Source organism: Lacticaseibacillus zeae DSM 20178 = KCTC 3804 (genome assembly GCF_000260435.1).
Taxonomy (GTDB): Bacteria; Bacillota; Bacilli; order Lactobacillales; family Lactobacillaceae; genus Lacticaseibacillus; species Lacticaseibacillus zeae.
The window spans coordinates 57,723-79,695 of sequence record NZ_BACQ01000007.1 but is presented as its reverse complement, the minus strand read 5'-3'; the positions used below and the strand labels follow the sequence as shown (position 1 = coordinate 79,695).

Sequence of the window (21,973 nt, the reverse complement as noted above, 5' to 3'; positions counted from 1 at the left end):
CCTCGAAGAACTTAATATCGTTACACCGTCAGCTGACAGTGCCTTAATGTCAGTCGCCTAATACCTTGACGCCTTGGACGATGACGGTCACTTCGTCGGTTGTGACCCCCAACATCGTTTCGAGGTTGTATTTTACTTTGTCTTGGACATTTCGGCAAACTTCGGATATTTTGGTACCATAACTGACAATGATGTTGACTTCAATCTTGACGCCATTGTCAGTTTGGCGTACCACAACACCGCGCGCATAATTTTCACGCTTCAAAATGTCATTGAGATTATCCCGAATCTGGTTACGGCTTGCCATCCCGACAATCCCGTAAATCGATGTCGCGGCACCACCAACCACTGTTGCAATGACATTGTTGGAAATGTCGATAATCCCATACTTGGTTTTGATTTTGACCGCCATGCTGAATCCTCCTAGCCATTCACGATGCGCTTTCACACCGCGTACAATTCTACCAGTTAGTGTAGCATAGGCACGAAAGCATTAAAAGCGCCACCGCTTGTGGATTCCTGCCTAGGCCATCGTACTGACGGATGCCTCGACGCCCGCGCTGAAGAAGCAAAAAGATCCTGACAATGATGGATGCATCACATTCATTGTCAGGATCTTTTTGTATTTATGGGATCAAACCCGGGTCAGTTTACCTGATTTAAGGGCACGTGCAGAAACCCATACCCGCTTTGGTTTACCATCAACAAGGATACGAACCTTGTGCAGGTTGGCTTTCCATGTGCGCCGGCTTGAATTCAAAGCGTGTGAACGCTTGTTGCCAAACGTGGTATGACGACCTGTAATAACATCTTTAGCCACAATATGACCTCCTTTTTTTCAAGGTCACCCTCGAATTTTTCACTCAACTAACTTATCATAGGCCCGCGGGGAATGCAAGAAGTTTTGCAAAGTAAAATTACTTGACAGTCTCGATTGGCCGCGACAATGATCACGCGCTGACTGTCATTTGGTAGCTAGTTATCAACTTTTTGACCGATACGATCGCGACTGTAAATGATCGCAACTTGGCCTGTTGTCCAACTGACCGTAAATGGTTCGTTTCCAATGAATTCGTTTGACGCCCACGCATACGGATATGCGGCGCTCCAAGGTTTTAGCGGATACTTGGCCCCAACAATGGCCAGATCGGTCACGGGTGTTAAATTAATAACCGCCACGTAGCGATAACCCGGTAACGGCTGAATTTCGTGTGTTCCCGGACCGTAATAATCGACGTGATTTTGCTCGTCCAGAAGATGGATCCGTTCAATGTCATCAAGAAAACGCGGCTGAAGCGGCAAAAACAGGTTGGACAAAAAATGATCCAGTCGACCGCCAGTTGCCCCGACCAGCGTCACTTTGTCCGCAGAAAAGTCCGTTAAGGCCGCCTTCACCGCCAGTTCGGTATCCGTATCGTCTTTTGCCGACGGAACCTGTTCAATCTTTTGAACGTGCTCACGAACTAATTGAAATTCGCTCGCTGTTAATGAGTCAAAATCGCCGACTGCCAATATTGGCTTAATACCTGCCTTGACTAATCGCAGGGTGCCTCGATCAACCCCGATCCATTCGCCGGCTAATTGTTGCCAATCATCTGAGAGGTTCTCATGCGGTCCGCCAGTCATGATATTGACGTCTGTCATTTGACCGCCTCACGTAATGCCGTGATCGCGTCCCCGACATTTGGCGCACCGAACACATAGGAACCTGCCACAAAGATATCGGTGCCGGCTGCTGCGGCCACCTTCACAGTCTCGTCGTTAATCCCGCCATCAACTTCGATGTCAAAATGCAAATCGCGTTCCTGCCGAATTTTGTGCAGTCGCGCAACCTTATCAACCATTGGCGTCAGAAATTTCTGCCCACCGAATCCGGGATTGACCGTCATCACCAAAACCTGGTCGACAAGGGGCAACACTTCATCCAGACTGCTCAGTGACGTACCGGGATTCACCACCACTCCGGCACGAACCCCGGCAGCGTGAATATGTTGCAAAACGCCATACAGATGGCTGGTTGCTTCTTCGTGTACCAAAATCGTATCGGCACCGGCTTCGGCAAATTCCGGCGCCCAGACACCCGGATCGCTCACCATAAGATGCACTTCCAGCGGCAGATTCGTCACCGGACGCAACGCCTGAACAACCAGCGGGCCAAACGTCAAATTACCGACAAAATGGCCATCCATAACATCAACATGCAACAAATCCGCTCCTGCTTTCTCGACTCTTTCAACATCGCGAGCTAAATGAGCAAAATCAGCACTTAAAATTGATGGGGCAATTTTCATAGGAATCCCTCCGTGTGAGCGTGAGCTGGCGCGGTTAAAAGCCGGTCCTCGCATGATCGATTACTTTTTCTTATAAACCGGGCGCTTGCCGCTTAATTCTTCGCGAAATTGCAAATAATTTTCATAGCGACTCGCCATGATCTTGCCAGCGGCCAAAGCTGCCTTGACTGCACAGTGGGGCTCGCTGACATGTTGACACCCGCGAAACTTACAGTTAGGTGCCAAGGCAACAAATTCAGGGAATCGGTCGCGTAAATCATCTAGTGTTACATCAAGCAAGCCAAGCGACGAAAACCCCGGGGTGTCGGCCACTAGCCCGCCATGGATCGGATACAAATCTGTTGTCCGCGTCGTATGTCGCCCGCGGTTCAACGCACGACTGATAGACGCAGTCGCCAAATCCAGTCCCGGCACCAAGTGATTGATCAAAGTCGATTTTCCTGACCCCGTTTGGCCAGTGAAAATCGTCAATTTATCCGCAAAGCTAGCCTGAACCTGCTTTAAAACCGCCTGATCAAAAACATGCTCCGGCGCAAAAACAGCGTAGCCGATCGCTTGGTAGCCTGTCAATGATGTTCGAATCTTTTCCAGTAATTTGGCAGGTGCCAAATCGGTTTTGGTCAAATAAATCTCGGCATGAATCGCGTGACCTTCGAGATAAACCAGAAAGCGATCCAATAAATTCAAGGAAAAGTCCGGTTCAACGGCGGAGGTAATCAGTAAGGCCTGATCCACATTAGCGACTGGCGGACGGGCCAGCGCATTTTGGCGTGGCAGGATCCGTAAAAGATAACCTTCATCATCCCCGTGGCCGGGTTGAAAAGCCGCAAAGTCCCCAACCAGCGGCGTGATGTTATCATTGCGCAGACTTCCACGGCCACGGGTGCGATAAACTGTCTCACCGACCGCAATATCATAGTACCCACTAATTTGTTTAATGATTCTTCCGGTTAATTCATCACTCATTGGGTAATATTTGCCTCCTGCGCAATCACTGTGCCATCCCGCACAACGCGGTAGCTGCCGGGATACTTCTTGCTAACTTGCAACGTAATCGTGACTTGGTCATCTGCCGTGATATTGAATGTTTTATTGATGTCACTGATATTGTGTGTCTTATCACCAATAAAGACCTGAATGCCATTTGGTGTCACGCCACTGCTGCTTGCGCTGGCACTCGCGCTACCGGAAGCAGCAGATGGTGCCTGGTACGGAATCGAAATAGTTTTTGAAACGGTTTTGACTTCATCAGGGTCTGCACCTTGGGAAATGGTGACATTCACGGTGGCTCCGGATTGAACCTGTGTCCCTGCAGCCGGGTTCTGACTAATCACCATGCCAGTATCGACCGTGTCGGAATAAGCTTGACTGATGACAATCTTTAAACCGACCTCATTAGCATAGTCACGTAAACTCTTTTCTGTATATCCGGTAAGGTCACGCAACGCAAACGACGTGTTGACCTTCTTGACTTTAACCGGCTCGGCAACTTCAAACGTGATGGTTGTCTTGCTGGCAATCACTTTTTTCCCGGCTTTGATACTTTGAGACAGAATCTTGCCTGCAGACGCTTCGTTTGTTTTAATCAGCTTCTCTTTCACAGTCACGCCCCGTTTTTGCAGGTCAGACTTGGCATCGCTGTAATCTTGCCCGACATAATTATCCAGCGTGATCCGCGGTTGTCCGCGACTTAAAATCAGGTTGACGCTCGACGACTCTTTCACGCTGACTTGCCGTTTCGGATCAGAATCGATGACTAAATCCTTATCCACCTTGGTTGAGTAAGCATAGCGATACTTTCCGACCTTCAACCGCGCACTTTTTAGCGCTGTCTTGGCCTGGGCAGTTGTCATGCCGCGCAAATCAGGTACAGCTACATCTGCTTTTTGATTGGCCGTCACAACCCCGATCCCGATCAGTAGCAAAAGAACCACGGCTGCACTGATGGCAACAATAAGCCAGCGGCGGCGCTTCTTTTTAGGCCGGTTCTCAGGAGCAGCTTGACTAGCGGGCTGATCCGCCCCGCCATCAGAATTGTGCGGCGGAGTTGGGCCATTAGGAACGATCGGCACAACTCGCGTTTCATCCAAATCGTCCTTAGGAATCACGTACTTGGCTTCATGCGCTCGGGCAGGACTCAAGGCCGTGTTCAAATCACTTGCCATGGCCTCTGCACTGGTGTATCGATTGGCGGGATTCTTGGCAGTTGCCTTGAAGACAACATTTTCGAGGGCTTGCGGAATATGGGGATCAAATGCCCGAACGGAAGGAACCTCTTCTTGAAAATGTTTCAACGCAATCGAGACTGCCGAATCGCCTTCAAACGGAACCGAACCCGTCAACATTTCAAAAAGAATGATCCCGAGCGCATAAATGTCGCTTTGCCGCGTCGGCATACTCCCCCGAGCCTGCTCTGGAGAAAGATAATGAACCGATCCCAACAACGAATTGGTCATCGTCATGGAATTTTCCGATAGCGCGACCGCAATTCCGAAGTCAGTAATTTTGGCATGTCCGTTTGCATCAATCAAAATGTTCTGTGGTTTTAAATCGCGGTGAATAATATTGTGATCATGGGCCGTTTGAACGGCGGACAGAATTTCTTCCATCATATCGACAACGCGCTGATAAGGAATCGGAAAATGCTCAACGATATAATGTTTTAAATCAGAGCCTTTAACATACTCCATCACCAAAAACTGCTGGCCATGACTTTCCCCGACGTCGTAAATCGACACGATATTGGGATGTACTAGCTCGCTGGTCGCCATGGCTTCACGTTGGAATCGCCGAACCGTGTCGGGATCGTTTTGTAGATCAAGGCGCAAAACCTTGACCGCAACGTCACGATCGAGGATGAGATCGCGTGCTAAATAGACGTTGGCCATGCCGCCTTCGCCTAATGTTTTGATGAGCTTATAGCGTTCATTTAAAATCGTCCCCGGCTCGATCATGACGGTTCCCTCCGATCCTGATGAATGATCAAGGCGCTAATATTGTCAGGGCCACCAGCTGCGTTGGCTTGAAGAATCAATTCCTGGGCCTTGCTGCCAATTGGCATATCCTCGCGTAAAACCGCCGCAATGCTTTCGTTGTCAACCATGTTGGTCAGGCCATCTGAACAGAGCAGCAGATAGTCATCATATTCCATGTCGTAAATCGTCACGTTAGCGTCAACATCGCTGCTGACTCCTAAAGAACGGGTAATTACATTACGTTGAGGGAAACGTTTGGCCTCTTCAGGCGTCAGTTCGCCATGTTTCACCAACTCGTTGACCAAGCTATGATCCTCAGTAATCTGAATCAGGTGCCCGTTACGATAAAGGTACCCGCGCGAATCGCCGATATTGGCCACGACAAACCGTGAGCCGCTGATAATGACCGACACCACGGTTGTTCCCATGCCGGACAGATCAGTGTATTGCTTGGCTTTTTGTAAAATCATGTCATTTTCTTGTTGCAACTCAAAAATAAGCCAACGCACGATTGACTCGATTTCCGCCGTATCGGTCTTTTCAAACGCATAGCCAAGATGCGAGACCGCCATTTCACTGGCAACATCGCCGCCGCGGTGGCCACCCATCCCATCAGCCACTAAGGCAAACGTAGCGTCGGATTTATTCTTGAAAATGCCGACATAATCCTGATTATTTGGTCGCCGCCGACCGATGTCCGTGCGATAAGCAAACTCCATACATACCCCTCATTTACGGCGAATCATACTGGCAATGAAAAAGCCGTCGGTATCATAATCGTCTGGAAATAGTTGCAGTGCCGGTGCTCCATGCGCCTTGGTTAATGGCTTGAGCGACAAAACCGGCACCTGTTCAAATTCAGGATGATCAGCCAAAAATTGCGCGACAACATCCTGATTCTCCTCTTTCACCATTGTACATGTACTATACGTCAGGCGGCCACCGATTTTTAATGTGGGCGCCACGCTATTAAGAATCGCCAACTGAATCTGTTGTAAATGGCGCGGATCATCAGCCTGTTTGGTGTACTTGATTTCCGGTTTCCGGCGAATCAGTCCCAACCCGGAGCAAGGTGCATCGACTAAAATCTTGTCAAACGATTCAGGTGCAAAAGTGGCATCAACTTGACGGGCATCCAACATCCGCGCAGAAACCCGATCGACTAATCCGAGGCGGTTGGCATTTTGCTGAATCAGCCGAATTTTATTGGCATGAAGGTCCAGGGCTGTAACGTGCCCGCCTTGGTCAGGATCAAGATACTGGGCAATGTGGGTTGTTTTTCCACCGGGAGCCGCACATGCATCCAACACCGCATCCCCTGGCTGAATATCCAAACTCGGCGCCACCAACATCGAACTTTCATCCTGCATCGTATAATCCCCTGCAGCAAATTCGGGTGTGCCTGCTAAATGTCCCCCAGGCGCAATCAAGCCGATCGGGGTTAGCGGACTTTCTCGTAGTTCAGGAAAGCTTGGCTGTAAGATTTTCAGTAAAGCATCTGGCGTTGTTTTGGTGGTATTGACGCGAATTGAAGCATGCGCAGGCTGGTTGATTGCTGCCAGGATACTGGCGGTTTTGGTGGCACCCAACTGTTCCTGCAGCTTCTTGACAAGCCAAAGCGGCGTGCTGCTGGTGACTGCAAGTCGTTCGAGCGGATCGGGAATGGTCGCGGGATCCGGGAAGCCGGTGCGCTGTGCTTGGCGCAACACCCCGGTCACAAACTTGGCAATGCCTTGATGGCCCAGTTGTTTGGCGATTTCGGTGCTGTCAAAAAAAACTGCCCGCGCCGGCACTTTGTCTAAATACTGTAGTTGATAGACAGCAGTTTGCAGCAAACACCGAACCCAGGGATCCAGCTGGCGATTTTTGACGAACGGCTTCAACAAGTAGTCTAAGGTTAATTGATGCTGAATCACCCCATAGACAATGTTGGTCAACAAACCAGCGTCCCGACTATCAAGCCGATACTTAGTGATGATGTGGTCAAGGGTCAGATTGGAGTAACCGCCTTTGCCCACAACGCGGGTCAACGTCTGGACTGCCAGCAATCGCGGATTATTTGGCTTCATCGGTAATCACCTGCTGTCCGACTGTCAAATCACGGCCAGGACCATTTAGATAATCGGCAATATGTTGTTTACCTTTACCGGCCGGCTGCAATTCGTCAATTTGAAAAGTGGTCTGATCTCCAGCCGCCACCACCAATTGATGCTTGCTGCGTTCTACGACACTGCCAGCAGGCAAATCCGTTTTTTCGGCCAATGGCGTCACTGCCCACAGTTTCGTTCGCTGGCCATTCATGTAAACATAGCCGCCCACATCAGGCCGAAGCGCACGCACCCACTGATCCAAGGCCTGCGCCGGTAAGTGAATGTTGAGATGTTCCTGTTCTTTGGTAATCGTTGGCGCAAACGTCACTTTTTCCGGATCCTGCGGGGTGCGGGTTGCTGTGTTGTCAATAATCTTCGGCAGTGTTGCCAACAACAAATCGCGGCCCAACAACGACAGCTTAGCAAAAACGGTGCCGGTATCATCTTGGCGGGTTATCGGTAACTTAGCTTGGGCAAACATGTCGCCGGCATCCATTTTTTTCACCATTTCAATAATCGTCACGCCGGTTTCGGTATCACCGTTGATAATGCTGTATTGAATCGGCGCGCCGCCGCGATATTTTGGCAACAAGGAACCGTGAACATTGACTGCCGCGATTTGAGCCGCCTGCAAAAACTTGGTCGGCAAAAATTGCCCATAAGCTGCCGTCACGATTAAATCAGGCGCCAAAGCAATGGCCTTAGCTAATTCGGGACTGCCGCTAAGTTTTTCCGGTTGCAATACCGGGATGTCATGGGCGACGGCAGCCTGCTTAACCGGACTGGCGGCCACCTTCTGCTTACGGCCGACTTTTCGATCCGGCTGGGTCATGACCGCCACAACATTATAGTTTTGGTCAATCAGACCTTCTAGAATGGGTACCGCAAAATCGGGGGTGCCTAAGAAAATTACTGAAGTCATATTTTCCTCCAAACCTTAAGTTCGTTAACAAGATACTAACGAATCGGTTGTTGTTTTTTTACACAAATGAAAGTGGTTCGGGATCAATCGTCACCTGAAAGCCTTGACGACTGCTTTGTTGGGTTTCTTCAAGAATGTGTTGCAATGTTTCAGCCAACGTCGGCTCATGCTTGTATTTTAAAACGATCTGATAAATATAGCGATTTTTCAAACGGGCAATCGGTCCGGGCGTCGGACCCAGCATGATCACCGAATCGGATAACCGATCATGCAGCTCCTTTGCCAGCGAAAAAATGGCTTTAGCAGCTTGGGTTTCATCGACATGACTGACACCGATCTTAGTCGAAAAGAAGTACGGCGGATAATTGCCCTGATGACGAACCGCCATTTCCTGCCGAAAGAAGCCTTCGTAATCCTGACGCTTGGCATATTGAATGGCGTAATGATCCGGGTTAAAGGTCTGCACAAATACTTCACCGGGCTTATCAGCGCGCCCGGCACGGCCACTGACCTGCGTCAACAACTGAAAAGTCTTCTCACTTGCTCGAAAATCCGGCAAACCTAGCGCTGTGTCGGCATTAATCACGCCAACCAGTGTCACGTCGGGAAAATCCAATCCTTTGGCAATCATTTGGGTGCCTAACAAAATATCTGCCTGGTGGGCCCCAAAAGCATTCAAAATCCGCGCATGACCGCCTTTGCGCCGCGTGGTATCGACATCCATACGCAAAATCCGTGCATCTGGCAGCAATTTTTGCAATTGAGCTTCCACTTTTTGCGTACCGGTGCCGAAGTAACGGATTTTATCCGAACCACACTGCGGGCAGCGGTGCGGAATGGCTTCTTCATGGCCGCAATAATGACACTTCAACGTGTGTGTGTCCATGTGTAACGTGAGGCTGATGTCGCAGTTAGGGCACTTTGCGACATAACCGCAGTCCCGACACATCACAAAGCTTGAATAACCACGACGATTCAGCAACAAAACACTTTGCTCATGGCGCTGAAGTCGTAACTTCAAAGCGTCCAACAGCGGCGCGGAAAAGTCTTCTTGTCCACCTTGCGCAAAGCTTTCGCGCATATCCACAATGTGAACCGGTGGTAATGGTTGATCATTGATTCGGTGTGGCAACCGCAAAAGCGTATAGACGCCTTTCTCTGCCCGGGCGCGGGATTCCAATGACGGCGTCGCTGAGCCTAAAACCACCGGTGCATGATGAATCTGCGCCCGCTTTAACAAAACATCACGCGCATGGTAACGCGGCGCTGAGTCTTGCTTATAACTGGTTTCATGCTCCTCATCCATGATGAAGACACCAATATGCTTCAACGGCGCAAAAGCAGCAGAGCGGGCGCCGACGACCACCTGAGCTTCGCCGCGGGCAATTCGCCGCCATTCATCGTACTTTTCACCATCTGACAAGCCTGAGTGCATCACCGCTACATGCATGCCAAACCGGCCTTTGACGCGATCCACCATCTGTGGCGTGAGGGCAATTTCGGGCACCAGCATCAAGGCTGTCTGCCCAGCCGCTAGCACTTGGGCAATCACCTGAAGATACACTTCGGTTTTGCCGGAGCCGGTGACGCCTTCCAACAAGAATGTCTTAGGTTCTTTAGCTTTAACGGCCGCGTTAATGGTTTTGACCACTGCCTCCTGCTCGTCTATGAGCGGCAGTGGTTGCGTCAACGGTTGATGCTGAAGTTGCGGATAAGGATCACGGTAGGTTTCGTGCGCCTCTAGTTTCAGCCAGCCTTTTGCCACTGCCTGATTAATAACCGCCTTTGTCAGGTGATGGCGATGTTCCACTTCCGTTAACAAGGGGCGCTGATGTTCCGCAGACCAGGTTTTGATGAAGGAAAGCAGTTCCAGCTGTTTGATGGCGTTTTTGCGTACCTGATTTTTTTGCTCCTCAGCCTGCTCAGGTGACAATTGCGGCACAAGATAAAAGACCTTTTTGACGCGCGCACGATCTTTTTTGATGTAAGAAATCGCCACTTTGCCGGCTTGGGCCAACTTCATCAGCGCAATCTGTTGCTCGTCACTTAATGTATTCATGGCAACGCTATCTGCTTGACCGAAATACCGCGTGCGCTCATCAGCCGACAACCCAAGCGGCTCGGCTACCTTGACGGCATCGATTTTCAGCATCGTTGGCAGCATCGTTTGCATGCAGGCAATCCAAAATGAATAGGTGGTTTCCGCTAGCCATTTGGACAATCCTAGCATTTCATGATTAAGCACCGGCGTCGGATCAAGTACGTCTAAGAGTGGCTTAAGCTCACCATCATATTGACTTTGATTGGCAATGGCCACAACCATGCCGCTGACTTTGCGATCGCCTTTGCCAAATTGCACCCAAACGCGCATGCCTGCTTGAAGTGCGCCATCCAAACGTGGTGGCACTAGATAATCAAACGGCCGATCAGTTTGCATGGTCGGAACATCCACAATCACTTTGGCAATCGTTGCCAAGCGCTCACCCCTTTTGTTTCGGTAACATCGTTGCTAACTGTTTGATCAGTACGACGGCCACTTGTTGCTTGGGCATCTCCGGTAATGTCACTGGCGGCTGGTTAGGCCGCAATAAAGTCACAGCATCCGTATCGGCATTGAACCCGTGCGTTGCATCAACCGCATTGGCAACGATCATATCTACTTTTTTCTTAGTTAGTTTTACTTGAGCATTGGCCAATAAGTCATTGGTTTCGGCGGCAAATCCAATCACTAACTGATGGGTTTTCTTTTGGCCTAACGTCGCCAGAATATCCGGATTCTGAACCAAGGTCAATGTTAAGCCGCTATTGGCGTCAGCCTTTTTCAATTTATGGTCACTAATGGTCGGTGCCCGGTAATCCGCCACCGCTGCCGCCATCACCACAGCATCGGCCTCTTCAAACTCAATCATAATGGCATCTGCCATCGACTGAGCGCTTGTCACCGGTTTAACCGTCACGCCAGGAACAACTGGCAATTGCTTCGTTGTGACCAGCGTGACAGTAGCCCCGGCACCAGCCGCTGCATTGGCAATAGCGGTACCCATTTTGCCAGATGAATCATTGGTTAAAAAACGTACCGGATCCAACCGTTCCTTGGTGCCCCCGGCTGACACGATAATATGCCGACCTTTTAGCAGCGGTTCATCAAGACTTTCGATGTAAAGGGCAATCTGGTCTGGCTCTGGCATTCTGCCAACGCCGACATAGCCTTCTGCTAACTGACCGGTTGCCGGTGGCAGTAAAAGATACCCTTGCTGCTCGGTTAGCTTGGTTATATTGTGTTGTGTTTGCGGATTTTGCCACATTTGATCATTCATAGCCGGCACCATGAGCTTGGGAGCGGCCATCGCTAATAAGGTTGTCGTCACAACGTTATCGGCCATCCCTGCCGCCAGTTTTGCCAAGGTGTTGGCCGTGGCTGGCACAATAACGCCTAAGTCAGCCCAATGAGCCAAAGCTACGTGGGCAACATGTTCGGGATGGTCAAATTCCATGTCCATCCGTCAAAACGGCGTGCTTGCTAACAATCGCAAGCGTTTCCGGCGTGACAAACTTTTCAGCACTTGTTGTCATTGCAACGCGCACATCATGGCCTGCTTTTACTAACGCCCGGACCAGCAACGGCGTTTTGTAAGCAGCAATGCCGCCAGTGACAAACAGGGCTATCTGTTGCTTCTTCATGAGGCACCCCTTTTACTTCTGTATTCTTAGGTTCATTATAGCAAACAGTTATCGGAATGCCGGCATGGTTGGGAGAACCGAGCGTCAGGGTCTGGATGATAATCGTTAAAGATCAGCGCAGCATAACGCGCTCGCCTGTGCAGGAGTCGGCGTGTATGGGCCTCGGTCGCAATGGCAAAACCCGCCATCACGCCCAAGGCCACTTACACTCCGACTCCTAAACGCGCCGGCTCACGCTCACAAAAAGAGGCACGGACCTTTTTCGCAGCGTCCCTGCCTCCTTTTCCTATTAGCACAAACCCAAATGGATGAACATCATGGGTGCTTATGCTTGTTCCTTGTGATCCAGCTTTTCAGCATCGCGTTCGAGTAACTTGGACTTTGGATCGATGACCACGTCACCTGCGGCAATTTCTTCAAGTGCTTTGCCGACACTCTTGTCAGATTTATAATCAGACAACATTTTCAGATCCCCGGATTCGAGTTCATGAGCGCGTTTTGCGGCCAACACCGCTAGCGAATAGCGGGAAGGTACTTTTTCCAGCAACTTGTCAATAGAAGGATAAATAATCATAATGAAGCTCCTTTTTGTCATAATAGCCGCTCTGCCATGGCGAGCAGTCAGCCTGTCATTATCTGGCTAAGTCGGCACTTGCCAACATGCCTTTGTAACGATCAATCACGCGTGGCACCCGTAAATGTTCGCTTTCAATGATGCGTTCAATCCGTGTTACAGCCAAATCGACCTTGTCATTGACCACTGCATAATCGTAGTTCTCCATCATCGTGATTTCCGAAGCCGCCTTGCGAATGCGTTTATCAATCGTTTCATCGTCATCGGTACCACGGCCTTTTAGCCGATGGCGCAACTCACCTAAGTCTGGTGGCGTCAAGAAAATAAAAACGCCATTGGGACATTTCTTGCGCACTTGCATCGCACCATTGACTTCGATTTCAAGTAACACATCACGCCCGGAATCAAGCGTCTCATTCACATATTTCAGCGGCGTACCATAGTAGTTATCCACGTACTTCGCATATTCCAGCATACCACCTGTCGCAATTTCGTGCTCAAACTGCGCCTTGGTTCTGAAATAATAATCAACCCCGTCAACCTCACCGGGCCGCATTTGACGTGTCGTCATTGAAATTGAATATTGAAAATCCCGATAGTTGCCATTCAGCATAGCCTGCCGAACTGTTCCTTTGCCAACCCCACTTGGGCCAGACAAAACAATCAGCATCCCCCGTTCGTGCATGTGTGAACCTCTTTCGTTAAGTATTACCAAACATTTTGCACTTTTTCGACGCTGATTTCAACTGCTTCATTGATGTGGTAACAAAAACGTCATGCGGCGTAATGCATTTTCGGCATCCTGACGACCCATTTCCAACATGGCAGCGATTGCAGTTGGCCGAAAATCAAAGAGTTGCGGCAACCGGTGACTGGGTTTTAGATAGCAATCACCGTGATCATGACCGATGCGGCCAATCCCTTCACCACTAATTGCCACGACAAAATCGGCACCGATATCTCTGGCAAGATCAACCGGTAAATCATTGACCACGCCACCATCCACAAAATTAACACCTTGTCGTTTGATCGGCGTGAACACGCCCGGCATCGCACTTGACGCTAATAACCATTCTCTGGCATCCACGGCATCAAGCACGTCTAACCGCGTTACATGAGCCTTAAAATCCGGCAGCGAGGTCGTCACAACCAACACCGCTCGGTCATCGCGTTTAGGCATCTTCAGCATTTGATCAAGCAACGGAACAAAATTACGCCGTGCAAACACCGGTCCGGTCATTTTGCGTGCCGTAAAATATTGCCACCAGCGGGCTAATTGAAATGGCGTCATGCGGGCTGTTGCTGCTGCGTTAATGGCTCCGATTGAAGAACCGATCACAAAAGTCGGTGCCAGTTGCGGACCCAAAACAGTCCACACACCTGCCTGATATGCGCCATGCGCCGCGCCACCACCGAAAACAACTGCAAGGGTCAAACTAACGCACCTCCGTTTGCACATCATCTTGTGACTGAAGCGATCGTAAGTTAAAAAAGTAGTTGCAAGTTTGAACACATGTTCGTATAATGAAGTTACAAACAAATGTTCGGAGGCTTGATCATGGAAAACAAATCATCAGCACTGCAAAGCGTCACCCAGCATCTTGTGGCTTCTTATCGCGAAATCTTCGATCTGGCAGCGCCAACTGCCCGCATGCCAATGCATCAGGTAGATCTTTTCATTGATCAGGCCATGCAGCGTCATTATAAAGTGGCACTCTTCTTTAATCACGAATCGTCACCCTTTGTTGGTCACATTATTCGGACGCTCGGCAAGAACCGCTTTCTAGTCAAAGCATACCACAGCAACGTTTTCCGCGTCATGACCAGCACAAGCGTCAACTTTATCAAGCGTTTTGACTAACAGACACGTCCCACTTTTAGTCACGTTGAACATTAAATGTGGGTATCAAGACGTTTCACAGTCGCATGGTTAGATTAGTATCCGCGGGTTTATCGCCTAGAAATCAGTGATACAGTTGCATTAAAATCGCTCGCAAAGACAAAGATTATGTCTCGCGAGCGATTTTTTTGCTATTCAATTTTGCAAATGTACATCACTTAATGGCTAAGCCTGGACGCCAAACGAAATCATGTCCGACCGTGCTTAAACTCATCGGCCATTTTCAACAACTCTTCTGCGTGTTCAACCGTTAGTTTGGTGATTTTTTCGCCAGCCAGCATACGGGCAATTTCATCGACCCGTGCTTTAGCCGTTAATTTGTTAACTTGCGTGGTGGTACGCCCGTCATGGACGTTTTTACTGATCACATACTCGTGGTCCGCCATGGCAGCGACTTGCGGTAGGTGCGTGATGCAAAGGACCTGCGAAGATTTGGCAATGAGGCTAATTTTATTGGCAATCGCCTGCGCGACCCGTCCTGATACGCCGGTGTCTACTTCATCAAAGATAATAGCTGTCACACCTTCGGATCGGGCAAAAATCGTTTTCATCGCCAGCATCAAGCGCGACAGTTCGCCACCTGAGGCAATTTTAGCCAGCGGTTTTGCTTCTTCACCAGGGTTGGTTTGAATATAGAAAACCGCTTCGTCCAACCCGTCAGGACGAAAATCTTTGGCCTTCGTGAAATGAACCGAGAAGACTGTCTTATCCATGTATAGCGATGCTAGCTGTTCATGAATCGCTTTGGTCAGTTGTTTGGCCGCCGCATGCCGCCGCTTGGACAAGGCGGACCCCAGTTTTTGCAACTGCGCGCGAGATTCCTTCAAAGTGCTGTCCAGATCTTCGACCGAAGTTTCGGCTTGCTTCATCTGACTTAATTCTGCGGCCGCGCGTTTACCATAGGCAATCACTTCGTCAAGCGTTTCACCATATTTACGTTTGAGCTGATTAAATAAATCAAGGCGCTTTTCAACTTCATCAAGCCGACCCTCATCAAATTCCTGATCATCAAGCTCGTTAGATAAGTCATTTTGGACATCCTGCAAACTGTAATAGGCACTTTGCAGATTATCGGCGATGGCCGCAAAATCAGGATCCAAATCCGCAATGCTTTGCATACTCGACATGGCCTGGCCGATTTGGTCAAGCGCATTAACCTCTTCGTCGCTTAGCAATGCATAACTTTCCTGTAACGCTGAATTAATCTTTTGAAAATTTGCAAGGCGTTCCCGCTCGGTACTTAAATCCGTATCTTCATGCGGATGCAGATCTGCACTTTGAATTTCATTAACCTGGAATTTCAGCATATCCAGCCGTTGTGCCCATTCCTGTTCGTTTGCCTGTTTTTGCTTGACGGCCTGTAAGGTGTGTTGGTAATTGTGATAAACCTCGGCATACTGTTGCCGAATTTTCAGCAAATCATCCCCAGCAAAGGCATCCAACAAACCTAAGTGCGTTTCGGAATGCATTAACTGCTGATGTTCGTTTTGACCATGAATGTCGACTAGCGTCTCGCCGATAGCTTTTAACGTTGCAGTATTCACCAAATGTCCATTGACGCGGCAAACATTACGTCCACTGCGGAATAGTTCCCGCTGTAATAAGACCGTGTCTTTTTGATCCGGATCCATGACCCCGTATGCCTGCAATTTGGCTTCAGTAGCCGGATTTGCTTGCGCGTCAAACAAACCCTCCAAGCTGGCTTTGGCGGTGCCGGTCCGAATGAAGTCCACTGATCCGCGCCCACCGGCAAGCAGACCAACTGCATCAATAATGATTGACTTCCCGGCACCGGTTTCTCCTGTAAGCGCCGTCATCCCCGGCTGAAAACTCAATGCCAGGTTGTCAATGATGGCAAAATCATGAATTGCTAACTCTTGTAACATTACTTCACCCCACCATTGCCTCAAGTTCAGACAACACTGCTGACGCATATTGCGCCGACCGACAAATAATCAGAATCGATGCATCACCACTAATCGTTGCAAAAATCCGTTGATCATCTAACTGCTCAATTAACGTTTCAACTGCTGCCGCCGTCCCCGGTAACAAGGCTAAATGGACAAAGTTATCCATGGCTTCGCCCCACTTCATCGCCGTTACAAGCGTCCGCTTCAATTTGTCAGTTGCCGGAAGCTGCTTTTCAACTGGCATACTGTAGCGATAGTGGCCTTCCCCTGCTGGCACTTTAATCAACTGCATTTCTTTGATGTCGCGTGAAATAGTTGCTTGGGTTACCGGAATGTTCAGGTCGTTAAGACGCGCCACCAAGTCTTCTTGCCGCTCAATGGGCTCATCCCGAATTAACCGCTGAATGGTTGCTTGTCGTTCACGCTTGCGCATATGCTCACCTCTGTTAAAAATGGCATTCTAGTGGCTCAGAATGCTTTAGCTCTAGCATAGCGCATGCATCGCAGGGTTGCCACGGTTTTGCATAAATATACATTAAGGGCGTTTTAATTCGGCATAAGCAGCCTTCAATGTTGCCTCAATATCCACAGTGGGCGCGACCTTGCCCGGCGTTTGCTCGGCATTTTGCAAATGAATTAAAAATTCAATGTTGCCTTCTCCGCCTTTAATCGGACTATAGTCTAATCCCAAAACGTTGTAACCATTCGCACTGGCAAAATCGACAATCATCTTTAAAACATCGCGATGCACCTGAGGATCACGGACAATGCCATGCTTGCCGACATGAGCAGGTCCCGCTTCAAATTGCGGTTTAATTAACGCAACCGCGTGGCCATCGGGAATCAGAATCGCTTTTAGTGGCGGTAAAATCAATTTTAATGAAATAAAGCTAACATCCGTCATCGCAAATTCAACCGGGCCGTCAGTAAAATCTTCTGGCTTGCTGTAGCGAAAATTCACGCGTTCCATCACTTTGACCCGCGGATCTTCGCGTAATTTCCACGCCAACTGATTATAGCCGACATCCAAGGCATAGCTCATCTTGGCACCGTTTTGTAACGCAACGTCAGTGAAACCGCCCGTTGATGCACCGATATCCAAAACCGTTTTGCCGGTTAAATCAAGGTGGAACGATTTCAAGGCTTTTGCCAGTTTGAGCCCGCCGCGACTGACATACGGCATTTTTTTGCCTTTCACGTGCAAAATCGCGTCGCCTGGGATCTTGACACCGGGCTTGTCCAAGCGCTGATTGTTCTGATCATAGACCTCACCAGCCATGACTGAACGTTTGGCCTGTTCACGCGATTCGAACAGCCCTTGCTCAACCAGCAGGACATCGACCCGTTCTTTTTTGACTTTTTCCATTATTTCAACACCGCCAAAATCGATTGTAGCGTCGCCGCATCGACGGTTAAGCTCTTTAACGCTGCATCAGCTTGCTGAATTTGAGTTGCCAACGCCTGCTCGGCACCTTTTAGTCCAAGTAGCTCGGGGAAGGTGTTTTTATGTTCGGCAACGTCCTTATCTGCTGTTTTGCCTAACTCAGCAGTTGTTTTGGTGACATCGTTAATATCATCCTTGATCTGAAAACCGAGACCAAAAGCAGCCGCAAAATCTGCCAAGGCCGCCTGATCAGCTTCGGGGATCGTTACGAATACAGTGCCCATCGCCACTGCGGCTTGAATCAAGGCACCGGTTTTAGCCTGATGCATGTGCTTCAATGTCGCCAGATCATAGTGAACTCGCTCGCCGTCCATATCAAGCACCTGGCCTTCAACCATCCCGGAACTGCCAGCTGCCTCGGCAAGTATCTGAACCAGCGCAGCGCCTTTATCCGGATAATGTTGACTCAATAAGGCAAAGGCATCGGTTAAAAGTGCGTCACCGGCTAAGATCGCCAACGCCTCACCAAACTGCTTGTGATTCGTCGGTTTGCCGCGGCGCAGATCATCATTATCCATGGCAGGCAAATCGTCATGAATCAATGAATAAGTATGCACAAATTCCAGCGAGGCGGCAGCAGGCAGTGCCTCAGCAACCACACCATCATACATGGCAACCACGCTCAATAACAGTAACGGACGTAATCGCTTACCACCTGCGTTGACGGAATAAGCCATTGCGGCGCGCAAATGCGGGTTAGGTACCTGTGCCAGTGTTTCATCTAATGTGTGTTCAACGGCTGTCCGCCATTGACTTAAGATCGGATTCATTGTTGGCCTTCTTTAGGTTGAAAAGGTTGGGTGGTGCCATCGTCGCTTACCATTTCTGTCACCGTTTTTTCAGCAGACTTCAATGTTTTTTCGAGTTCCTGACTCAATTTCACGCCAGCTTTAAATTGATCCAAAGCTTTTTCAAGTGGTACATCGCCTTGCTCCAGTTGATTGACAATTGCTTCAAGTTGGGCAAGTTTTTCTTCAAACGTAGGTTCAGCCATGATTCTTCTCCTTTGTTGTCACATGAGCGCCAATTTGACCATCCGCAACATGAATGTGAATGTCGGCATCGACCGCATAGTCATCTGTCTTTTTAAGCATCTGCCCGGTGTCATCTGTCACGTAAGCAAATCCCCGGCCCAGTATCTTCAGCGGGCTCAAATGGTCCAACCCCAGCGCCGCATTGGCCACCGCTTGACGCTTAGCCTTTACAACACTGATGACTGCCCGATCTAGACGCTGTTGATCATCGAGCAGTTGCCGTTTGAGGTTCACGACTTTTATCAATAATTGCCGTCCATCAAGTTGCTGTGTCGCCATCGCCAGACGATGGTCATTTTCGCGCAATTGATTGACCATACTTTGATTAAGTCGCTGCCGCAATTGATCGACGCGTTGAACGTACTGGTCGTACAAACGATCAGGCTGGGTTAAGACGACACTTTCTGCAGAGCGCTGTAGTCGGCTGGCAGCATTTTTGAGTCGGTTGTGCATCGCATTGACCAGACGCACACGATCTTCCGAGATGCGATTAAGTGCGTCGACCAGCGTCACGGGCGTTACGATTTCCGCAGCAGCCGTTGGCGTCGCCGCTCGCCGATCAGCAATGAAATCCGTAATGGTTGTATCGGTTTCATGGCCGACCGAACTGACAATCGGAATCGGCATGTCGACTAAAGCCCGCGCCACTTTTTCTTCGTTAAACGGCCAAAGGTCTTCAATCGAACCGCCGCCGCGGCCGATAATGACGGCATCAAAGTCTGACATGGCCTTAATGCGGTTCAACTGTTTGACAATCGAATCCGCCGCCTGATCCCCTTGGACAACCGTCGGAAAAAGCGTCAGCTGTAGAATCGGATAACGGCGCGCCACAGTGGTCATGATATCCTGAATCACCGCACCGCTGGGACTGGTCACAACCGCAACACGTTTAGGAAACAACGGCAACGGACGTTTATTGCGATCAAACAGCCCCTCACCAGCAAGCTTTTTCTTTAACTGCTCAAAGGCTTGGTAGAGTGCGCCAACGCCGTCCGGTTCCAACCGTTCCACAATCAGCCGGTATTCACCACTTGGTTCATACAGACTAACGCGGCCAACTGCCAGAACCTTCATGCCTTCTTCAAGTTTGAATTGCAACTTGCTAAAAGCATTGCGGAACATCAACGCACCGATCTTAGCGTGATCATCTTTGAGTGAAAAATATTGATTCCCCACCCGTTTGCGATAATTAGAAATTTCACCGGTTAGATAAACCTTGGCCAGATAAGGATCCGCATCGAATTTACGTTTTAAATATTGGGTTAGTGCGGTGACACTTAAGTATTGGTCGGTATCAACCATGCAATCGCCTCTTCGCCAGTTCAACTGTTTGGGCCATGAGTGAAGCAATTGTCATCGGACCAACGCCACCCGGTACCGGTGTTAAAGCACCGGCAACAGGCTCAACCGCATCAGCATCGACATCGCCGTGCAGTTTCCCATCAGCTCCGCGCGAAATACCGACATCAATAACCGTTGCCCCTGGCTTAACCGCATCGGCGCCAATAAAATGCGGCACGCCAATCGCAACAACCAAAATATCCGCTTCACGGGTCAACGATTTAAGGTCGCGGGTTTTACTGTGGGCAATGGTCACCGTCGCATCATGGTTCACCATCAAACCAGCGAGCGGCCGACCCACAATGTTCGAGCGGCCAACAATGACCACCCGCTTACCGGTGACATCAATCTGATAGGCATCTAACAGCGCCATAATGCCATAAGGGGTCGAAGCCACAACAGTCGGTTCATTGGTCCACAAGCGGCCCACACTCACCGGGCTAAAGCCATCCACGTCTTTATCGGGATCGATCGCATTAATCACGACCCGTTCATCCAGTTGCTTGGGCAATGGCAGCTGGACCAGAATGCCATCCACATCGGGATCTTGATTCAATTCAGCTACCTTTGCCAATAAGGCTTTCTGAGAGGTTTCTTCTGGCAACTTAAACATTAAGGAACGAACCCCGATTTCCTCCGCACGCCGTTGTTTGTTACGCACATAAACCTGGCTGGCCGGATCCGATCCCACTAAAATGACTGCAAGTGTTGGCGTCACACCTTGTTGCGCCAAACCAGTCACTGTCTGTTGAAGTTCACTAAGAATGCGTTTTGAAACTACCTTGCCATCCAATCGCGTTGCCACAAAAACCACTCCCCATTTGATTAGCATTGTCTGATATAACAACCAATGTTCGGTTCCTCGATCGCGTCAAGTACCGGTATAAAGCAAAAACCGGCCAAAGTAATTGTCTTTGACCGGTTAACTTACGCTTTCGGCGATGCTTCAATAAAATTAGCCAAAATGCCATTGACAAACTTAGCAGATTGGTCATCGCTGTAACGTTTGGCCAAATTGATGGCTTCATTAATCGCCGCAGCTTCCGGCATCGCTTCTTCATAGCGAATTTCATACAAGCCCAAGCGCAGAATCATTAAATCCGGTTTGGTCAAACGACTCAGCGTCCACCCCTTTTTAAGCTGCGGGGTTAAGGCAGCATCCAACGCCTCCTGATGCGTCAAGACGCCTTCCACCAATTCACTTAAATAAGGCGGCACTTCAGTATCTTTAGGTAAAACTTCTGCGTATACGGCGCTTTTATCTGCTTCCGGATTCGTTGCCAACGCAAAAAGCGCTCGAAAGGCAGCTTCACGAATCGCGTGTCGTGATTCCATGTTAATCGTCATCCTTGCTGCTCGTTGTCGATGGTTCATCAGTGTCGTCATCTTTAAACAGATCATCCGGATTGACTTTTTCCGTCTTTTCAGGGATGACGCCAACGACATGCACATTCACTTCGCTTAACGTCAAATCCGTCATAAAGAGTAACTGTTCACGTAGCTGTTCTTGCATGGCCAAAGCCACTTTCGGAACGGAGACACCATAATCCAGATAAACGTAGACATCAGCCGTAATCTTATCATCGGCAACTGTCACACTAACGCCTTTACCGTGGTTGGCACGGCCAAACCAGGCGTTAATTGAAGACCCTAATGTACCGCGCATTTGATAGACACCGTCTACCTGACTCGCAGCAATGCCCAAAATGACTTCCAAAACTTCAGGAACAATTTCAATGGTCCCTTGGGCATCCGTCCGATTTGCTAATATGATATTGGTTTCTTCAGCCATCGCGAGAACCCTCCTAAGC

General features: G+C 49.4%; 23 protein-coding genes and 1 pseudogene. 1 reads left to right on the top strand and 23 read right to left on the bottom strand.

Annotated elements, in window-relative coordinates:
* Nucleotides 1–49 precede the first annotated feature (49 nt).
* The 14 genes and pseudogenes from GSO_RS01065 to GSO_RS01000 all read right to left on the bottom strand — a co-directional run bounded on the left by GSO_RS01065 (nucleotide 50) and on the right by GSO_RS01000 (nucleotide 13,992).
* Nucleotides 50–412: an Asp23/Gls24 family envelope stress response protein gene (locus GSO_RS01065; RefSeq protein WP_010488017.1), complete on the bottom strand. Its 363-nt coding sequence runs from the start codon at nucleotides 410–412 to the stop codon at nucleotides 50–52.
* A gap of 222 nt (nucleotides 413–634) precedes the next feature.
* Complete coding sequence (gene rpmB, locus GSO_RS01060; protein WP_010488015.1) at nucleotides 635–820, bottom strand: 50S ribosomal protein L28; 186 nt, start codon at nucleotides 818–820, stop codon at nucleotides 635–637.
* Between the two features lie 155 nt (nucleotides 821–975).
* A complete protein-coding gene (locus GSO_RS01055) occupies nucleotides 976–1,644 on the bottom strand; it encodes a thiamine diphosphokinase (protein ID WP_010488014.1) in 669 nt (222 codons plus the stop codon).
* Nucleotides 1,641–2,291 (bottom strand): ribulose-phosphate 3-epimerase, encoded by a 651-nt coding sequence (rpe, locus tag GSO_RS01050; RefSeq protein WP_010488013.1) that lies wholly within the window; start codon nucleotides 2,289–2,291, stop codon nucleotides 1,641–1,643. Before rpe ends, GSO_RS01055 begins: the two co-directional genes overlap by 4 nt.
* Before the next feature lie 60 nt (nucleotides 2,292–2,351).
* Entirely contained in the window at nucleotides 2,352–3,257 is a 906-nt protein-coding gene (gene rsgA, locus GSO_RS01045; protein ID WP_010488012.1) for a ribosome small subunit-dependent GTPase A, read from the bottom strand.
* Nucleotides 3,254–5,245, bottom strand: coding sequence for a Stk1 family PASTA domain-containing Ser/Thr kinase (pknB, locus tag GSO_RS01040; RefSeq protein ID WP_010488011.1), 1,992 nt, complete (start codon nucleotides 5,243–5,245; stop codon nucleotides 3,254–3,256). The genes rsgA and pknB overlap by 4 nt, the downstream gene beginning before the upstream one ends.
* Nucleotides 5,242–5,985 carry a Stp1/IreP family PP2C-type Ser/Thr phosphatase gene (locus GSO_RS01035; protein WP_010488010.1) on the bottom strand — a complete coding sequence of 248 codons (744 nt, stop codon included), beginning with the start codon at nucleotides 5,983–5,985 and terminating at the stop codon, nucleotides 5,242–5,244. The genes pknB and GSO_RS01035 overlap by 4 nt, the downstream gene beginning before the upstream one ends.
* Before the next feature lie 9 nt (nucleotides 5,986–5,994).
* On the bottom strand, nucleotides 5,995–7,335 hold the full coding sequence (gene rsmB, locus GSO_RS01030; protein ID WP_010488008.1) for a 16S rRNA (cytosine(967)-C(5))-methyltransferase RsmB: 1,341 nt from the start codon (nucleotides 7,333–7,335) through the stop codon (nucleotides 5,995–5,997).
* The gene (gene fmt, locus GSO_RS01025) at nucleotides 7,322–8,278 is read right to left on the bottom strand and encodes a methionyl-tRNA formyltransferase (protein WP_010488007.1); all 957 of its coding nucleotides are present in this window, start codon (nucleotides 8,276–8,278) and stop codon (nucleotides 7,322–7,324) included. Before fmt ends, rsmB begins: the two co-directional genes overlap by 14 nt.
* Nucleotides 8,279–8,336: 58 nt before the next feature.
* Nucleotides 8,337–10,754, bottom strand: a complete 2,418-nt coding sequence (priA, locus tag GSO_RS01020; protein ID WP_010488006.1) for a primosomal protein N' — start codon at nucleotides 10,752–10,754, stop codon at nucleotides 8,337–8,339.
* Between the two features lie 4 nt (nucleotides 10,755–10,758).
* A pseudogene (coaBC, locus tag GSO_RS15375) lies at nucleotides 10,759–11,959 on the bottom strand (bifunctional phosphopantothenoylcysteine decarboxylase/phosphopantothenate--cysteine ligase CoaBC).
* A 325-nt stretch (nucleotides 11,960–12,284) separates the two neighbouring features.
* A complete protein-coding gene (gene rpoZ, locus GSO_RS01010; RefSeq protein WP_010488005.1) occupies nucleotides 12,285–12,533 on the bottom strand; it encodes a DNA-directed RNA polymerase subunit omega in 249 nt (82 codons plus the stop codon).
* Nucleotides 12,534–12,591: 58 nt separating this feature from the next.
* Complete coding sequence (gene gmk, locus GSO_RS01005; RefSeq protein WP_010488004.1) at nucleotides 12,592–13,218, bottom strand: guanylate kinase; 627 nt, start codon at nucleotides 13,216–13,218, stop codon at nucleotides 12,592–12,594.
* A 66-nt stretch (nucleotides 13,219–13,284) separates the two neighbouring features.
* Complete coding sequence (locus GSO_RS01000; RefSeq protein ID WP_044112414.1) at nucleotides 13,285–13,992, bottom strand: patatin-like phospholipase family protein; 708 nt, start codon at nucleotides 13,990–13,992, stop codon at nucleotides 13,285–13,287.
* Between the two features lie 99 nt (nucleotides 13,993–14,091).
* On the opposite strand from GSO_RS01000, the gene GSO_RS00995 reads away from it, so the two are divergent.
* A complete protein-coding gene (locus GSO_RS00995; protein ID WP_010488002.1) occupies nucleotides 14,092–14,394 on the top strand; it encodes a hypothetical protein in 303 nt (100 codons plus the stop codon).
* Nucleotides 14,395–14,621: 227 nt separating this feature from the next.
* Here the strand turns inward: GSO_RS00995 and recN are convergent, their stop codons facing one another.
* From recN to GSO_RS00950, 9 genes are all read right to left on the bottom strand, one after another.
* Nucleotides 14,622–16,319, bottom strand: coding sequence for a DNA repair protein RecN (gene recN / locus GSO_RS00990; RefSeq protein ID WP_010488000.1), 1,698 nt, complete (start codon nucleotides 16,317–16,319; stop codon nucleotides 14,622–14,624).
* A 4-nt stretch (nucleotides 16,320–16,323) separates the two neighbouring features.
* On the bottom strand, nucleotides 16,324–16,776 hold the full coding sequence (locus GSO_RS00985; protein WP_010487998.1) for an arginine repressor: 453 nt from the start codon (nucleotides 16,774–16,776) through the stop codon (nucleotides 16,324–16,326).
* Nucleotides 16,777–16,878: 102 nt separating this feature from the next.
* A complete protein-coding gene (locus GSO_RS00980) occupies nucleotides 16,879–17,709 on the bottom strand; it encodes a TlyA family RNA methyltransferase (protein ID WP_010487996.1) in 831 nt (276 codons plus the stop codon).
* Nucleotides 17,709–18,557 carry a polyprenyl synthetase family protein gene (locus GSO_RS00975; RefSeq protein ID WP_010487994.1) on the bottom strand — a complete coding sequence of 283 codons (849 nt, stop codon included), beginning with the start codon at nucleotides 18,555–18,557 and terminating at the stop codon, nucleotides 17,709–17,711. The genes GSO_RS00980 and GSO_RS00975 overlap by 1 nt, the downstream gene beginning before the upstream one ends.
* Nucleotides 18,554–18,781: an exodeoxyribonuclease VII small subunit gene (locus tag GSO_RS00970; RefSeq protein ID WP_010487989.1), complete on the bottom strand. Its 228-nt coding sequence runs from the start codon at nucleotides 18,779–18,781 to the stop codon at nucleotides 18,554–18,556. Before GSO_RS00970 ends, GSO_RS00975 begins: the two co-directional genes overlap by 4 nt.
* Nucleotides 18,774–20,123, bottom strand: coding sequence for an exodeoxyribonuclease VII large subunit (gene xseA, locus GSO_RS00965; protein WP_010487987.1), 1,350 nt, complete (start codon nucleotides 20,121–20,123; stop codon nucleotides 18,774–18,776). The genes GSO_RS00970 and xseA overlap by 8 nt, the downstream gene beginning before the upstream one ends.
* Nucleotides 20,116–20,967 (bottom strand): bifunctional methylenetetrahydrofolate dehydrogenase/methenyltetrahydrofolate cyclohydrolase FolD, encoded by an 852-nt coding sequence (gene folD, locus GSO_RS00960; protein ID WP_010487982.1) that lies wholly within the window; start codon nucleotides 20,965–20,967, stop codon nucleotides 20,116–20,118. The genes xseA and folD overlap by 8 nt, the downstream gene beginning before the upstream one ends.
* A 122-nt stretch (nucleotides 20,968–21,089) precedes the next feature.
* Nucleotides 21,090–21,497, bottom strand: coding sequence for a transcription antitermination factor NusB (gene nusB / locus GSO_RS00955; protein WP_010487981.1), 408 nt, complete (start codon nucleotides 21,495–21,497; stop codon nucleotides 21,090–21,092).
* A gap of 1 nt (nucleotide 21,498) precedes the next feature.
* Entirely contained in the window at nucleotides 21,499–21,954 is a 456-nt protein-coding gene (locus GSO_RS00950; RefSeq protein WP_010487980.1) for an Asp23/Gls24 family envelope stress response protein, read from the bottom strand.
* Between the last annotated feature and the right edge of the window lie 19 nt (nucleotides 21,955–21,973).

What these genes read in the sequence shown, in the direction of transcription:
- nusB (WP_010487981.1), bottom strand. Translation starts at nt 21,497, where the DNA reads ATGGAATCACGACACGCGATTCGTGAAGCTGCCTTTCGAGCGCTTTTT.
- GSO_RS00950 (WP_010487980.1), bottom strand. Translation starts at nt 21,954, where the DNA reads ATGGCTGAAGAAACCAATATCATATTAGCAAATCGGACGGATGCCCAA.
- rsmB (WP_010488008.1), bottom strand. Translation starts at nt 7,335, where the DNA reads ATGAAGCCAAATAATCCGCGATTGCTGGCAGTCCAGACGTTGACCCGC.
- recN (WP_010488000.1), bottom strand. Translation starts at nt 16,319, where the DNA reads ATGTTACAAGAGTTAGCAATTCATGATTTTGCCATCATTGACAACCTG.
- GSO_RS01055 (WP_010488014.1), bottom strand. Translation starts at nt 1,644, where the DNA reads ATGACAGACGTCAATATCATGACTGGCGGACCGCATGAGAACCTCTCA.
- gmk (WP_010488004.1), bottom strand. Translation starts at nt 13,218, where the DNA reads ATGCACGAACGGGGGATGCTGATTGTTTTGTCTGGCCCAAGTGGGGTT.
- GSO_RS01065 (WP_010488017.1), bottom strand. Translation starts at nt 412, where the DNA reads ATGGCGGTCAAAATCAAAACCAAGTATGGGATTATCGACATTTCCAAC.
- GSO_RS00970 (WP_010487989.1), bottom strand. Translation starts at nt 18,781, where the DNA reads ATGGCTGAACCTACGTTTGAAGAAAAACTTGCCCAACTTGAAGCAATT.
- GSO_RS00985 (WP_010487998.1), bottom strand. Translation starts at nt 16,776, where the DNA reads ATGCGCAAGCGTGAACGACAAGCAACCATTCAGCGGTTAATTCGGGAT.
- GSO_RS00995 (WP_010488002.1), top strand. Translation starts at nt 14,092, where the DNA reads ATGGAAAACAAATCATCAGCACTGCAAAGCGTCACCCAGCATCTTGTG.
- rpe (WP_010488013.1), bottom strand. Translation starts at nt 2,291, where the DNA reads ATGAAAATTGCCCCATCAATTTTAAGTGCTGATTTTGCTCATTTAGCT.
- pknB (WP_010488011.1), bottom strand. Translation starts at nt 5,245, where the DNA reads ATGATCGAGCCGGGGACGATTTTAAATGAACGCTATAAGCTCATCAAA.
- rpoZ (WP_010488005.1), bottom strand. Translation starts at nt 12,533, where the DNA reads ATGATTATTTATCCTTCTATTGACAAGTTGCTGGAAAAAGTACCTTCC.
- GSO_RS00975 (WP_010487994.1), bottom strand. Translation starts at nt 18,557, where the DNA reads ATGAATCCGATCTTAAGTCAATGGCGGACAGCCGTTGAACACACATTA.
- GSO_RS01035 (WP_010488010.1), bottom strand. Translation starts at nt 5,985, where the DNA reads ATGGAGTTTGCTTATCGCACGGACATCGGTCGGCGGCGACCAAATAAT.
- rsgA (WP_010488012.1), bottom strand. Translation starts at nt 3,257, where the DNA reads ATGAGTGATGAATTAACCGGAAGAATCATTAAACAAATTAGTGGGTAC.
- GSO_RS01000 (WP_044112414.1), bottom strand. Translation starts at nt 13,992, where the DNA reads ATGTGCAAACGGAGGTGCGTTAGTTTGACCCTTGCAGTTGTTTTCGGT.
- GSO_RS00980 (WP_010487996.1), bottom strand. Translation starts at nt 17,709, where the DNA reads ATGGAAAAAGTCAAAAAAGAACGGGTCGATGTCCTGCTGGTTGAGCAA.
- fmt (WP_010488007.1), bottom strand. Translation starts at nt 8,278, where the DNA reads ATGACTTCAGTAATTTTCTTAGGCACCCCCGATTTTGCGGTACCCATT.
- xseA (WP_010487987.1), bottom strand. Translation starts at nt 20,123, where the DNA reads ATGGTTGATACCGACCAATACTTAAGTGTCACCGCACTAACCCAATAT.